Genomic DNA, 13788 nt, shown 5'->3' on the forward strand with positions numbered 1-13788 from the left:
GGCATCAATAAGGTGAAACATGGCTGACCTCATATGTTTAGGGGAACCCCTGTTCGAATTAAACGCATGCCAGGATGGACTGTTCAAAGGGGGATTCGGCGGAGATGTTTCCAACGTCGCTGTCGCTGCTGCCAGACAGGGGATTGACGTCGCCTTGATTGCGCGCGTCGGAGACGACCAATTTGGCGAGAAGCTTCGGGGTTTGTGGTCCCGAGAAGGTGTGAACCACGAGCACGTGTTATCTGCCTCAGGTGAGGACACGGGGCTCTATTTTGTCTTTCACGATGGAGACGGGCACCATTTCGTTTACCGTCGAAAGGGCTCCGCCGCCAGTCGGATGTTACCGGAACAAATTCCAGGCGATGCAATCTCCAATGCAAGGATGTTTTACACGTCCGGGATCAGTCTTGGGGTAAGTCCAGAGCTTCAATCAACAACTCAGGAAGCAATCCACACAGCGCGGCAGTTTGGCGTATCAATTGCTTTCGATCCCAATTTGCGGACAGCTCTTTGGCCGTTAGACAAGGCCCGGCAGGTTACTCACGATGCAATGCGGCGCTGCAATATCGTGCTGCCAGGGCTCAATGACGCCCGTCAATTGACGAGCCTTCACAGCCCCGAGGACATAATTGACTTCTACCACAATCTGGGTGCTGAAGTTGTGGCGCTGTCGCTTGGTGCGGACGGTGTATCCATTTCCGACGGGCAAGGCATTCTCACAATTCCCGGAGTAACAGTCCCGGCGGTCGACGCTACCGGCGCGGGAGACTGTTTTAACGGAATTTTCCTGTCCGCTTACCTGAAAAACAAGGATGCCTTGAAGTCTGCTGAACTCGCGAACCGCGGCGCGGCCCTTTCGACTACGGGCTTTGGTGCCGTGGACCCCATTCCTTACGGAAAAGACCTAACAGAAGGAAATCACTTCAATGACTGAGAAAAAGATCGTGCGCTTGGGCGATGACAGGACCGGTGCAGGTGGTCAACCGCTACCTTTTGCTCCAGCTGTAAGAGCCGGCGACTTTGTGTTCATATCCGGGCAGGTGGCAATGAAAGAAAATGGAGAAATAGAAGCGGGAGGCATCGAGTCACAAACCCGAAAAACGATGGAAAATCTGATAGCAGCTTTGGCGCTGGCTGATTGCACTCTGGATGATGTAGCGAAAGTGGGCGTCTGGCTGGACGATCCTCGTGATTTTTGGACGTTCAACCGGGTCTACGCGAGCTACTTCCCAAATGGCGGCCCGGCGCGCTCAACCGTCCGTTCGCAAATCATGGTGGACGCCAAGGTCGAGATTGATGCGGTCGCATACAAACCGCTGGGCTAGCTCCAAAATACTCTTTCCAATAGAATTGAGCTGGCGCTTTTTGCCAGCCTATTTTCTTGAAATATTATAGAGCACCATTTGGAAGGACGTTTTGTAACGCACTGGGAGTAATACGGACATTTATTGTTGATAAGGCTAAGACCGGATGGTTGCACTTCTGGGGTTTGCAGAGTCCATTTGTGAAAGTTTGCTTTGGGCTGCGAGCGGACGAGCTTGCCCGATATTAAAGACAGATTCATTTCGTAAATATGCTACGATACCAAAGTGATGCGCAACGTCGTCGCCCTGCGCAAGCGCGACAAGAACAATATCGCTGAAGAAGAAGCCATGCTGGAAATGTACAAAGAAGCGCTGGGGATGTAACTTCAGCCGCTTACGGGTTCAGAAAACGGAGATCTGGCATGGTCCGAAGCCGTGCCAGATCCTGCTCATAAAGCTCGGTAAACGCCGCGATAATGTCTTCGCTCCAGCCGGGCAGTTCCACCTCTTCCTCGATCGCCTCTGTCAGCGCATGCTGCTGAAAGATCTGTGCTAACCTTCCTCTGAAAATGGGATCGTTGGGTGGGCGTTGTTGTTCTCTCAACCCCTTCAGCTCCTGCTTACCCAGATCCGAGATCAGCGAGGACAGCAGCGCGTATTCCTGATCAAGCTGCGTGTCCGCGGGTAGTCCGACAAGCGCGCGCGCAATGTCACCAAGGATCAGAGGAGAATCCTCGTTACTCCACAAGGTGATCTTGACGTCTGGAGCAAGATCGCGAATGTCCTCAATCATCGCAAGCCAACTCAGGCAACTCAGATCGGTCGTCGCAACTATATGTTCGCGCTCGGGGGCCGATAGCAACATCAATACCTTCGGAATAAAGCTGCCGGGATTGCGTAGCCCCACAAACAGTTCGACAGACGAATCGCTGAACAGGTGGTCCATATAGGACATCCTTTGACCCGCGTTCGCATAGAACTGCCCATCCATGATGATCGATGCCCGTTCACCAAGATACAGCGCACTTGACAGGATCGCCCGATCAACCTGCTGCCCCTGAGGCATTAATTTCTGAAACCTTGCCCGCGTATCTTGGTGCGAAGGGCGGTCGGCCGCAGGCTTCAGAGCTGGCCGAAAGATCTTTCTGAACGGACGCATCCCCCAAAATGCCGCATGGCTCTCAGCGACAAGCTGTACGTTCGCCTGAAGTAGATTGAGCAACGGGTCGTGGTCGGTAAAGTGTGCTCCGGCTTGGATGACCATCTGCATATTGGAATTGTCCTTGCCTCGGGCGAAATTATCGCTTGGGTTACAATCTGTCCCCGGCGCAGTCAAATTTGGATAAGGCCTGATTATTAGGTTATCCTAAGGCAAACCATCACAAAGTTAAGGTGACGCGAAAATTCGGGCTTGCAGTCCCTGTTCCGAGCGATTAATCGACACCCAGTGCCCCTATAGCTCAGCTGGTAGAGCAACTGATTTGTAATCAGTAGGTCCGCGGTTCGAGTCCGTGTGGGGGCACCATTTTTCATTATAAAATCAAGTGGTTATGGCGTCATGCTGTCGGGCGGTGTAAAGCCTGTCTCAAAAGCAGACATATAGCAGACATTGATCGACTCGGGCGGTCAAACTCGCAAACCCCTGTCGAAACCTCTATATGGTCGCAAGTACTATTCATTTGATGACTTCAAAGTTGCGTTGGTGGATCTACAAGACAATTGTCCCAAATGCAGTGAAGGCGATCCTAACAATCAGATCAGTCACGCGCTCGTCTACGTGATGGATGGGCGAGGGCAGAAACCCAAGTTTCACGCCTACCTGTGGAAACCGGAAATGACTGATAGGCTTATCAAAATCGATCATTCACGCATGCACGATGGAAATGATCCTTACGAACCATTTGCGTTGGCCACATTGCTTAAACGGAACAGTCCTTCGAAGATAGCTACGTTGGCCAACGCCGCCTACAGAATGATTGGCAACCGGATTTCCGAATTGCACCCATCAGTCAACGAGTATGGTAAAGACATCCACTTACTTATGCTTAAGAAGACGTTGATAAGGCTGACGTACACAAATCCAATGATTATGTTTGAGAAGGGCAAAGATCTTCGCGGGTATGACACTAAAGTAGAGCATCTTGGAATCCATGACTGTGACCAACGCTGTGACTTGGCTTTACCCTGCTTTTATTGAACAAAGCTTGGAGTTGGGATGATCGAAAATCTGCAGCTCAATTGGGGCGCCTTTTAAAGAAGCAAAACTACGGGAACCAAATTGTTAAAAGCAACTTCGAAGCGTTCGAACGCCAGATATGTTTCGCATGCGGTAGTTCGTTTGGAGGCTCTGGACTCCCGAGGTGACCATATTAGTTGGGCATCAGGTTTTGTGGTCAATGAAAAGGACTTTCCGTCGTTATACACGTGTTGGCACGTAGTGACTGGAGCAGACCCCTTTAACTTGCCTTCTAGTCCGCCACCAAGAAGGCATAAAATCAGAGTTCATACCTTGGGAATACGAGTGGAATCAGAATACGTGACCGCTATTGGTGGTGAATCGTCTTTCGAGCTCGATCTCTATGACAAAACAGGTAAGCGAAAATGGTACCAAGGTGGCGACACCGTCTCGGGGCGTGAGGTAGAATTGCCGCCACCGCATTTTGACTGTGTTAGATTCGATATTTCAGACTTTTCCGACTTGGTGCCCGGCGCATTTTATCCAGAGGACGATATCCTTAACCATCTAGATATTTCGGAAGACGCATATATTGTCGGGTATCCATACGGATTTTCTGCGGTGGACGCTGGGACGGACCCCATTTTTCTTAGGCGCACCCGCGCGAGCATTTGGGCTCCTAGGTCTTTTTATCTTCTCGATGGTCCTGGAGCCAAAGGAATGTCAGGCGGTCCAATCGTGACGAGGATAGACAATGAATGGAGACTGGCCGGAATTTACAACGGAATTGTCAATCCAGAGGCGGACTACTTCGGCAAGGAGCTCTCGCGGAATAATAACAGAAGCCAACTTCCTTTGGGAAAATATACCATGTCGATGTTAGCTCGAGGCGACGCTGGAGTTTCGGCGGAGGATTTAGGTCTAACGGTAACCAAAGGCAAATAGATCGCCGCATTTTGGCAAAAAACCAACTCGCAAGTGTAAACCGATGCCGCACAGCTTATGACACCCCCACCCCCCCACCTATATGGGGGGTCACTCTAAGGACCAATCCGCGTCGTCTGCATCGCCCCAGTCATATGCTGTCACATTCATGTGTCGAAGAAACGCTGCGCGAGCGGTTCGCAGAGTAGGGATAGTGATCACTCGATGAGTCTGCGCGGGGTCGCCGTTCACTGTCATGGTGCGATTGCGCCCCGGGATCAGAACAATTGGCTTTAGTACCCGAGCAGGTTGTGGCGCGCTGGATCCGATTCGAACGTTAAAGTTCCTAAAGTGCTCGGCGAGGGCTTTTGTTCGAACTTCCCACGCATCCCCAACGTATCGGGAACAAGGTGGAAGTCCGATGTCAGTCGCGCCGCTGCAACTCAGTCCGTAGGATTCGGTCGGCCAGTTTGAACCTAGCAGCCGCGTAAACGTCTGCCTTGTGTTCCAAGGCTCCCCCTAAATCGGTGCTCTGGTCGTGCCAAGCCTTACTGTTATGCACTAGGACAACCTGCCTAAATTCGCGTTCGGTCTAATTTCCTGGTAAAAACTCGCGGCACATGGATAGATTGCGGTTTACCTCATCGCGGCAAAAGTTAGTTAGCCGTTCGCGTTGGGTTGTCGCCTTGGTCTGAGCGTCGCGCCGCGCTTCGTTGGTCATAAATGCAAAGCAACCATCGAAGGCAAACGCGGCATCGTTGTCATAAAGGCGAATAAACTCGATGGCATCGATCTTATCGCGATACTCGGTCGATATGATGTCACCCTTAACCCGGTGGATTTCCGCAACGCGATCCTCACCCACGTGCCGCGTCAAAAGGTACGTGCTCTGTTCATCGCCGTTCCCAACACTGTGGGCAAATTGACGTCGGTGGCTTTCGCGGTTCTGGTTGACCGCCCCGATCACTTCCACATGCTCGATCGGGTCATATTGGACTTGTTTATTCCATTGGTAGTAGACCGGTGGATCAACATACAGTTTCGGTTGCTGTTGGGCTAAAGCGGCACCAGCAGTTGCCATTGCTATCAAAGCAGCGATGATTGCTCGATTCAATCCCATAGTTCCTTTGGGGCTCATCGCAAGAGGTTGGCGCGATGTGCCAGGGTTGATGTGGATTTATCCTGATCGCGCACAAATATCATTGGTAGAGCTGATCACATTCAACGCAAGCCAGCCAATTAGAATCCGCGAAGCCACGCTAGCGCGAAGGCTCGGTCTGGTCTTTTTCTGCCGTTTCACCCGAGGGCTTCAGCGATAATGGCGGGTCTTCCGGCTCTTCTGAGATCGGGGCAGGGGCGGCCGGAGGTTCTGTCAGTCCATCGTCAGGTCCGGGGACCGGGCGCGCGGTCGGGGTGGCGCCTTCTTCAACCGGGTTTTTCGAATCCGGCTCATCCGGAGCAAGCGCCCTGCGAAATACCAGCACATTTCGCCAGTTAGTGGTTGAACCCGTCAAACCTGTGCGTTCCTCGCTGGGCAGCAATTCTGCGCGCTGATATTCCCAACCCTCTTGGCCCAGTTGGTTCAACATCTGCTCAATTGAGGTGGCGAACCGGCCCTCGGGCGTTTTCACGCCCTTCGCCTTGGTTCCCTTTTGCGGAGCGGGGACAACTTTATATTCGTAGCGCTGCATCAACTGGTCCTAATTGCGTAACCCGGGCAAATTAACATTTTGACAGGCGGGTGAAAGCCAAGATCACGCATTGGCGAAATTCGGCCCGCACTGTGGCTTTAGCTCCGCGCGGCTTTGCCCACAAGCGACAGACAGGTTTCGGTTGCGATCGCCATGTCCTGCACCGAGATCCACTCCAGCGGACCATGAATACACTGCATGCCCGTAAATATGTTGGGCGTGGGTGTGCCGAATTCGGTTAGGCGGGAGCCATCGGTGCCACCCCGGATCGGAACCGATATTGGCTCGATCCCCTGTTCGCGGCAGGCTTCGCGCGCCAGATCGACAGGGGTCATGTCCTTTTCCAGCCAATAGCGCATGTTGCGGTATTGATGGGAGATGTCGCAGGAGATGGTCGCGCGCGGTTCGGTGGCCTGAACGGCAGCACAGACCTGACGGACAATTTCGCGCTGGGCTTCCAACGCATCCATTTCGAAATCGCGCAGGATCAGCTTGATCTCCATCTCGGACGAACCGCCATTCATATCGGTGACATGGATGAACCCCTGACGCCCATCCGTCACCTCGGGTGTCATCGTCGCCTGAGGTAGTGTCTGCACGATCTTTGCCGCCAGATGCGCCGCGTTTACCATTTTGTCCTTGGCCAATCCGGGGTGGATCGACACGCCTGTGATCTTGATCACCGCCCGATCAGCCGAGAAGCTTTCATATTCGATCTCACCCAGTTCCTGCCCGTCCAGAGTATAAGCGAAATCCGCGCCCAGATCTTTGGGCAGCTGTTCGGTAACACCGCGCCCGATCTCTTCATCTGGTGTAAAGGCGATGCGAATCGGACCGTGGGGTATGTCCTTGTTCTCAAGCAGGTGCCGCGCCATGGTCATCAGGATTGAAACGCCCGCCTTGTCATCGCCCCCCAGCAGAGTGGTGCCTGAGGCAGTGATCAGATCATGTCCGATCTTCTTGGCCAGATAAGGGTGTTCTTCGGGCGATAACACCAGATCGGGATCATCGGGGAAGGTAATCTCGCCACCGTTATACCCTTTGATCACCCGAGGTTTCACGCCGGCTGCATTGAACTGGGGCGCGGTGTCCACATGCGCCAGAAATCCGATCGTCGGTCCGTCGGCTGTGCCAGGGATGGTTGCCACGACAACGCTGTCACCGGTCATCTCGACATCCTGCGCACCGATCTCGGCCAGCTCTTGTCGCAGCAGGTTCAGCATGTCGAACTGGATTTCGGTGCTGGGGGTCGAGGGCGAGGTCTCATCGCTCTGGCTATCGATGGCGGCATAGCGCACCAGCCGGGTTTCCAGTTCCTGATCAAACCGATTTTTCATGTCTGCTTCCTCTCCGCGTTGCGGGAAGAAGAATGCCCATTCGGTCGAGGAGTCAAGCCGATGGCCTGCCCGATTGGAGCGGTCTGAAATTAACTTTTTGTTATGTACAAGTTGAACAAACCCCTGTCCGGGGTTTGTACAACTCGGAAGATTTACGAACCCAGCTTCTTGCTGACCAATTCGTTCACGGCCTTTGGATTGGCCTTGCCGCCGGTGGCCTTCATCACCTGACCGACGAACCAGCCAGCCAGTTTCGGGTTCACCTTGGCCTTCTCGACCTGCGCCGGATTGGCGGCGATGATCTCATCTAAAGCGGCCTCGATCGCGCCGGTGTCGGTCACCTGTTTCATGCCGCGCTCTTCAACGATCTGTGCTGGGTCGCCGCCTTCGGTATAGACGATCTCGAACAGGTCCTTGGCGATCTTGCCCGAGATGGCATCGCTTTCCAAGAGTTGTAGCAACTCGATTTGGACACTAGGCCGCAATGCGTGCAACTCGTTGTGTGAAACTTGAAGGCGGGCGATAGTCGTTTCTTCCGAAGTTTCCACAGAGTATTCTGGGTCGTCCTCTCTTAATGCGTATTCAAGTACTTCGCGTTCGTACCCCTGTTTGTTAACAAAGCCGAGTACTTCATTGATAATCCAATTCGCGGCTTTCTTCCCAGGTATCTTATGGGCAACTTGCTCAAAGTAACCCGCAAGAAATTTCTCCGCAGTCAGCACTGAAGCGTCATAGTCGGTCAGGCCGAACTCGCTGATAAAACGAGATTTTTTGTCGTCTGGCAGCTCCGGCAGCTTGGCAGCGATGTCGTCGACCCACGCTTGTTCGATCTCCAGCGGCAGCAGATCGGGGTCAGGGAAGTAGCGATAGTCATGCGCTTCTTCCTTAGACCGCATCGAGCGTGTCTCGCCCTTATCCGGATCATACAGGCGCGTTTCCTGATCAATCGTGCCGCCGCCTTCGACGATTGCGATTTGACGACGTGCTTCGACCTCAATCGCTTGCTGGATAAAGCGCATCGAGTTCATGTTCTTGATCTCGCAGCGCGTGCCCAGATGCGAAAAGTCCTGTGTTTCCTGATACTTCTCATACGCACCCGGCAAACAGATCGAGACGTTCACGTCCGCCCGCAGGTTGCCGTTCTGCATGTTACCGTCGCAGGTGCCGAGATAACGCATGATCTGACGTAACTTGGCGATGTAGGCGGCAGCCTCTTCCGGTCCGCGAATATCGGGACGCGAAACGATCTCCATCAGGCAGACACCGGTTCGGTTCAGGTCGACAAAGGACATATGCGGATCCATGTCGTGGATCGATTTGCCCGCGTCTTGCTCCATGTGGATGCGTTCGATCCGTACCATACGCGCAGTGCCGTCACCCATCTCGACCAGAACTTCCCCTTCACCCACAATAGGCTGATAAAGCTGGGAAATTTGATACCCTTGCGGCAGGTCTGGATAGAAATAGTTTTTACGGTCAAAGGCCGATTTCAGGTTGATATCCGCTTTCAATCCCAGCCCGGTGCGCACGGCCTGTTCAACGCAATACTCGTTGATCACCGGCAGCATCCCCGGCATCGCGGCGTCCACAAACGCCACGTTCGAATTCGGCTCGGCCCCGAATTGGGTCGACGCGCCCGAGAACAGCTTGGCATTGGATGAGACCTGAGCGTGCACCTCCATCCCGATCACCAGTTCCCAATCGTGCTTGGCCCCGGCAATAGTTTTGGGTTTGGGCATTTCGTATGTCAGGTCGAGCATGGCGCGCCTCATTTCCGCAGAAGTCTAAGCCTGCGTATTAGGCCCGGCGCGCCAAAGGGGCAAGGGGCAATGGCGGTTTAGTTCCCCGAGAACTGCAGCCCTGACGGAGTGAACGTCACACTTTGCCCGCTGCGCAGTTCTTCGCGTAACAGGTTGGCGATGGCCTTTAACGCATCGCGGCGACCGCGTGCAGCAAATCGCTCGGATGAGTTGACGCGAAGGCTATTGTTGAACCCGTTTGCTGCATGGGCCCAAATCAGAGGGTGCAGTTCGGTCAGGTGGTCGCGGATCAGCCAATTGGCAGCCTCACAAATCTGTTTGCGGGCGATATCCGCCTGAGGGTTTTGACCCATTCGGTTCTGCTGGGTGATCGCGCAATAGGCCGCGAGTAAGTTGATAGTTTGCTGATCCGGGCGACGCGCTACGATATCCCGCAGACCCTCAAGGAAATACTCCACATCCACCCGTGCGCAGGCCTCGTCATCCAATGCGATGGCGTCGAACTGTACCCAGGTGTATCCGCCTGCGCCCCATGTTTTCTGAGTCCGCGCCGCGTTGCGCAATGCTTGAACTTCAAGCTCTTCATAGCTCCCGAACCAGCGCGGCAGCAGGTGGCTGCCCATCGCGCGCATATGGCGATGGTTCTGAATGTCTAGAGTGATCAAGTGTTCATACTTATCTGCCACACGGGTGCGCGGATCGACGTGACCTGCCAGCAAAGCGCAATCGGCTGCGGCAATCGCAGGGCTGTCTGGCATTGCAGAACGGCAAAGTGGCAGCAATGCTGCCGCACGGTCGAAATGCGCCGCACAGCGAGATTGATGCAATGAAGGCAGCGCCTCTGGATGCGCATCGCCGCGCCATGCCCAGGCAAGATCAATATGGGCCAGTGCAACGACCAGCGTGATCATCGGATCGTTGGGATGGTTTTGGATCTCGCCTTCAAGCTCGAAAATTCCACCCAGCAGATCGTAGTCTGACATCGCCTTGCCATCTGACAGCGCGTGCTCGACAGCCAGCACGACATCTGAACGGGCGCCAAAGGCCAACAGGTCTGCTATGGGCTGTCCGCAGGGCGTGGATTTGCGTGCCTGATCCGCAGCGCGCATCTCTTGCGAAAGTTCGGCCCACATATCCTGCCGCGCCAGATAGCGACCGCGTTCAATCACCTGATGTCCGTTTGCATCCTGTTCGTCCGTTTCGACGATAGGGACATTCAATTGGCCCGATGCGACAAGCCAGGCGGTGGCATCAGCGACTGACGCAGGCAGGGGCGTTGAAGGGGAGGAACCGAAAAGACGGGCGGCAAAAGGCTTGATAGACCAAAACATGGCAGAACTCGAACTTGAACAAACTAGTAACGCGTTCAGTTTGCCAAAAATTGTGCTCAGTTCAAAGAGACACTACCTCAAGCCGGTATTTCAGGCACCAATCGTGTTCAGATTCGATGAATCGTTTCAAAATACTCTAAAATGATGACGTTCAACGGCGATTCCCGCCCGTTGCAGAACCTCTTCAAGCTGTTTGTGCGGAGGAAGTGATTCATCTGGCAGACGCAGTCGTTTTTCGGATTTCAGTATCACAGAAACCCGCACCGAAAAGTCCCATCGCGTGTCGAACCGAAAACGATCCACTGTAGAAAGATCCAGCGTGCCCCGACGCTGACCTGTATGCCAGCGTAAGGTGCCATCGGACAGTTCCATCCCCGCGCTGGTATCGTGGAGTACATCCCATAGCGCGGGCAGAGTGGTCAGGGCCAGCAGGCCTATCAGCCACCAGACCGCATCGAACAGGACGATCAGCCCGGTCAGAACCGCATAGATGCCAATTAGAATCAAAACCATTCGCGGATTTCGGTTCTGTCGTGTGAATGTGAAAGCGGTCATGCGCCCAGGATGCGCGAGACCATTTCGGTTGAGTCGCGAGACAGGCCTGGAGTTTCGGCGATGCGGTTCAGTTGTTTTCGGATCAGGGCCTGACGGTTCGCGTCATAGCGTTTCCAGGTCTGGAACGCGCTGCACATCCGGGCGGTGGTTTGCGGGTTCACCGGGTCGAGTCGGATCAACCAGTCTGCCAGCAATGCATAACCTGCGCCATCGGTTTGATGGAACCCCGCATGGTTTCCGACCAGAGATCCCATCAACGCTCGGAAGCGGTTGGGGTTTTTCCAATTGAAATCCGGGTGCTCAGTCAGTTTGCTCGCGGTTTCGACCGTAGTTTCCGGACCAGCCATCGAAACCTGCAGGGCGAACCATTTGTCCATCACCAACCGATCATGTTGCCATTGATCATAGAATGCGGCCAATTCAGCCTCACCTTTACCCGCGCGCAGCAGACAGGACAAAGAGGTGAGTTGCTGGGTCATGTTGTTGGCGCGTGCATACTCTTCGGCCGCCTTGATGCCTCCATCCAGGCGCGAGGTCAGGGCCAGCGCCGCGCTACCCAAGGCGCGCTTTCCAGATTGTTCAGCGTCCGGTTGGTATGGCGCATCCACCAGCGTTTCACTGTGAAGCCGGGGCAGCAGGTCTTGTACATGTTGAGCCGTGGCTTGACGCAAGGTTTCAACCGCCCTCCAGATCGCCATTGGATCGGGGGTGATACCCTTGTCATGCAGCGCCGCAGCCAGTTCTGATTGCGTTGGCAGACCCAACATGAGCGCCCGGTAAGCAGGGTCCAGCGTTTCATCGCGAAGGACTGACAGCAAACCGTCGAGGTAGTCGGCCTTTGGTGTTGCTTCCTCGGTGATCATGCGCAGAAGGGTGTCTTCGGCCAGCGACCTTCCAGCTTGCCAGCGGTTGAACGGGTCGGTGTCATGGGCAAGTAGGAATGCGCGTTCTGCATTCGTTGAATCGTGTTCCAGGATCACCGGAGCTGAGAAACCCCGCAAGATCGAAGGCACAGGTTTCGCGGCGAGACCGGTGAACTTAAAGGTCTGTTCGGCTTTGGTTAGTTCCAACACTTCGGTTGCGTGAACTTCGTGGCCATTTGGGCCAAGTAGACCCACGGCGACAGGAATGACCTGAGGCTGCTTGTCCTCCTGCCCCGGCGTAGGTTCGGTGCGTTGGCTTAGAGTCAGGGTGTAGGTGCCATCGGCCCAATCCTCAGCGACCGAGACCCTTGGCGTTCCCGATTGACTGTACCAGCGCTTGAACTGGCTCAGATCGCGACCAGTGGTCTCTTCGAACACTTGCAGCCAGTCCTCGATCGTGCAGGCCTGTCCATCATGGCGGTCGAAATAGAGATCCAGCGCCTCTGAGTAGGCCTCGTCACCCACTAGACATTTCAGCATACCGATTACCTCAGCGCCTTTCTCATATATGGTTGAGGTGTAGAAGTTGTTGATTTCCTGAAAACTCTCGGGCCGCACCGGGTGCGACAAAGGCCCGTTGTCCTCGGGGAACTGTCGCGCGCGCAGGTCGATGGCGTCGTGAATACGTTTTACCGGGGCCGAGCGCATGTCCGAGGTGAACTGCGCGTCGCGGAACACCGTCAGCCCCTCCTTCAGACACAGCTGGAACCAGTCACGGCAGGTGATGCGGTTGCCGGTCCAGTTGTGGAAATACTCATGCGCGATAATCGCCTCGATCCGTTCGAAATTCGCATCGGTCGAGGTTTCTGGGCTTGCCAGAACGGCGGAGGAGTTGAAGATGTTCAGCCCCTTATTCTCCATCGCGCCCATGTTGAAATCGTCGACCGCCACGATGTTGAACACGTCCAAATCGTATTCGCGGCCATAGACATCCTCGTCCCATTTCATGGATTTCTTCAACGCTTCCATGCCAAAGGCGCATTTGCCTTCATCTCCGGGACGAACCCAGAGGTTCAATTCAACGTCGCGACCAGATTTGGTGGTGAACTGGCCAGGGTGGGCAATCAGCTCCCCGGCGACGAGCGCGAACAGATAGGCGGGTTTGGGCCACGGATCGACCCATTCCGCCCAGCCTTCCCCTTTGTCCGAGGGGTTGCCGTTGGACAGCAGCACCGGCAGGTCTCCGTTGATGCGCACCGTAAAGGTGGACATCACATCCGGGCGGTCAGGGTAATAGGTGATCTTGCGAAAGCCTTCGGCCTCGCATTGGGTGCAGTACATGCCATTCGACATGTAGAGACCTTCAAGCGCGGTGTTGTTAGCGGGATCAATCTCGACCACGGCCTCCCAGATGAAAGGTGCGTCAGGAACTGTGGCGGTGAGGCCTTCTGCGGTGATCTCGGGCGTGATCACGTCGCCATCAATCGCAGCTCGGATCAGGTTCAGTTCTTCCCCGTGCAGAAAGAATGTGCGGTTCGTCGCTTCGGGATTCGGACGGAATTTTATCCGAGAGGTCACGCGCGTGGCATTGGGTGCCAGATCAAAAGTCAAATGCACGCTGTCCACCAGGTAACCAAACGGGGTGTAGTCTTTCAGATAGATCGTGGTGGGGGCGGCGTCGCGCATCGGGGGCCTCATCATCTGGGAATCTGGCGTGACGTTAGGGGCTTCGCGCTGGCGCTGCAACCAATGGGCAATTGTCCAGATAGATTTGAAACAGTTTCGTGTTTGGCCGAAAAAACTGAACCTATGGGCACAAGTTGCCTATCGGAAACAAACCACCTAAT

At 54.6% G+C, this 13788-nt stretch carries 11 protein-coding genes, 1 tRNA gene and 1 pseudogene; 5 read left to right on the plus strand and 8 right to left on the minus strand.

Going from position 1 to position 13788, the window contains the following annotated elements; translation table 11 throughout:
• The first annotated feature begins 19 nt into the window (after positions 1–19).
• The 3 genes and pseudogenes from ACR0DU_RS07815 to ACR0DU_RS07825 form a co-directional block, all read left to right on the plus strand.
• Positions 20–934, plus strand: a complete 915-nt coding sequence (locus tag ACR0DU_RS07815) for a sugar kinase (protein WP_480873461.1) — start codon at positions 20–22, stop codon at positions 932–934.
• Complete coding sequence (locus tag ACR0DU_RS07820; protein WP_010443239.1) at positions 927–1325, plus strand: RidA family protein; 399 nt, start codon at positions 927–929, stop codon at positions 1323–1325. The genes ACR0DU_RS07815 and ACR0DU_RS07820 overlap by 8 nt, the downstream gene beginning before the upstream one ends.
• Positions 1326–1577: 252 nt before the next feature.
• A pseudogene (locus tag ACR0DU_RS07825) lies at positions 1578–1688 on the plus strand (GapR family DNA-binding domain-containing protein); the annotation flags it as partial.
• Positions 1689–1698: 10 nt separating this feature from the next.
• Here the strand turns inward: ACR0DU_RS07825 and ACR0DU_RS07830 are convergent.
• Positions 1699–2574, minus strand: coding sequence for a hypothetical protein (locus tag ACR0DU_RS07830; RefSeq protein ID WP_480873464.1), 876 nt, complete (start codon positions 2572–2574; stop codon positions 1699–1701).
• 179 nt (positions 2575–2753) lie between these two features.
• Between ACR0DU_RS07830 and ACR0DU_RS07835 the strand changes: the two genes are divergently transcribed.
• Both ACR0DU_RS07835 and ACR0DU_RS07840 read left to right on the plus strand, forming a co-directional pair.
• Positions 2754–2829 (plus strand) — tRNA-Thr (locus tag ACR0DU_RS07835).
• Positions 2830–3693: 864 nt separating this feature from the next.
• Complete coding sequence (locus ACR0DU_RS07840; protein WP_480873769.1) at positions 3694–4425, plus strand: serine protease family protein; 732 nt, start codon at positions 3694–3696, stop codon at positions 4423–4425.
• A 571-nt stretch (positions 4426–4996) separates the two neighbouring features.
• Here the strand turns inward: ACR0DU_RS07840 and ACR0DU_RS07845 are convergent.
• From ACR0DU_RS07845 to pepN, 7 genes are all read right to left on the minus strand, one after another.
• Positions 4997–5524: a hypothetical protein gene (locus tag ACR0DU_RS07845; RefSeq protein ID WP_480873466.1), complete on the minus strand. Its 528-nt coding sequence runs from the start codon at positions 5522–5524 to the stop codon at positions 4997–4999.
• Positions 5525–5663: 139 nt separating this feature from the next.
• Positions 5664–6095 (minus strand): DUF4177 domain-containing protein, encoded by a 432-nt coding sequence (locus tag ACR0DU_RS07850; RefSeq protein WP_480873467.1) that lies wholly within the window; start codon positions 6093–6095, stop codon positions 5664–5666.
• Between the two features lie 98 nt (positions 6096–6193).
• The gene (pepT, locus tag ACR0DU_RS07855) at positions 6194–7432 is read right to left on the minus strand and encodes a peptidase T (protein ID WP_480873469.1); all 1239 of its coding nucleotides are present in this window, start codon (positions 7430–7432) and stop codon (positions 6194–6196) included.
• A 152-nt stretch (positions 7433–7584) separates the two neighbouring features.
• Positions 7585–9192 (minus strand): Asp-tRNA(Asn)/Glu-tRNA(Gln) amidotransferase subunit GatB, encoded by a 1608-nt coding sequence (gene gatB / locus ACR0DU_RS07860; protein ID WP_480873471.1) that lies wholly within the window; start codon positions 9190–9192, stop codon positions 7585–7587.
• 77 nt (positions 9193–9269) lie between these two features.
• Positions 9270–10523, minus strand: coding sequence for a hypothetical protein (locus ACR0DU_RS07865; protein ID WP_480873473.1), 1254 nt, complete (start codon positions 10521–10523; stop codon positions 9270–9272).
• A gap of 126 nt (positions 10524–10649) precedes the next feature.
• Complete coding sequence (locus ACR0DU_RS07870; protein WP_480873475.1) at positions 10650–11036, minus strand: hypothetical protein; 387 nt, start codon at positions 11034–11036, stop codon at positions 10650–10652.
• A 38-nt stretch (positions 11037–11074) separates the two neighbouring features.
• On the minus strand, positions 11075–13627 hold the full coding sequence (pepN, locus tag ACR0DU_RS07875) for an aminopeptidase N (RefSeq protein WP_480873477.1): 2553 nt from the start codon (positions 13625–13627) through the stop codon (positions 11075–11077).
• Positions 13628–13788 lie beyond the last annotated feature (161 nt).

The organism is Ruegeria sp. G2 (assembly GCF_056533505.1).

Excerpts from the sequence above, each read along its gene's own strand:
- ACR0DU_RS07815 (WP_480873461.1), top strand. The coding sequence starts at position 20 with ATGGCTGACCTCATATGTTTAGGGGAACCCCTGTTCGAATTAAACGCA.
- ACR0DU_RS07820 (WP_010443239.1), top strand. The coding sequence starts at position 927 with ATGACTGAGAAAAAGATCGTGCGCTTGGGCGATGACAGGACCGGTGCA.
- ACR0DU_RS07830 (WP_480873464.1), bottom strand. The coding sequence starts at position 2,574 with ATGCAGATGGTCATCCAAGCCGGAGCACACTTTACCGACCACGACCCG.
- ACR0DU_RS07845 (WP_480873466.1), bottom strand. The coding sequence starts at position 5,524 with ATGGGATTGAATCGAGCAATCATCGCTGCTTTGATAGCAATGGCAACT.
- ACR0DU_RS07850 (WP_480873467.1), bottom strand. The coding sequence starts at position 6,095 with ATGCAGCGCTACGAATATAAAGTTGTCCCCGCTCCGCAAAAGGGAACC.
- pepT (WP_480873469.1), bottom strand. The coding sequence starts at position 7,432 with ATGAAAAATCGGTTTGATCAGGAACTGGAAACCCGGCTGGTGCGCTAT.
- gatB (WP_480873471.1), bottom strand. The coding sequence starts at position 9,192 with ATGCTCGACCTGACATACGAAATGCCCAAACCCAAAACTATTGCCGGG.
- ACR0DU_RS07865 (WP_480873473.1), bottom strand. The coding sequence starts at position 10,523 with ATGTTTTGGTCTATCAAGCCTTTTGCCGCCCGTCTTTTCGGTTCCTCC.
- ACR0DU_RS07870 (WP_480873475.1), bottom strand. The coding sequence starts at position 11,036 with ATGGTTTTGATTCTAATTGGCATCTATGCGGTTCTGACCGGGCTGATC.
- pepN (WP_480873477.1), bottom strand. The coding sequence starts at position 13,627 with ATGCGCGACGCCGCCCCCACCACGATCTATCTGAAAGACTACACCCCG.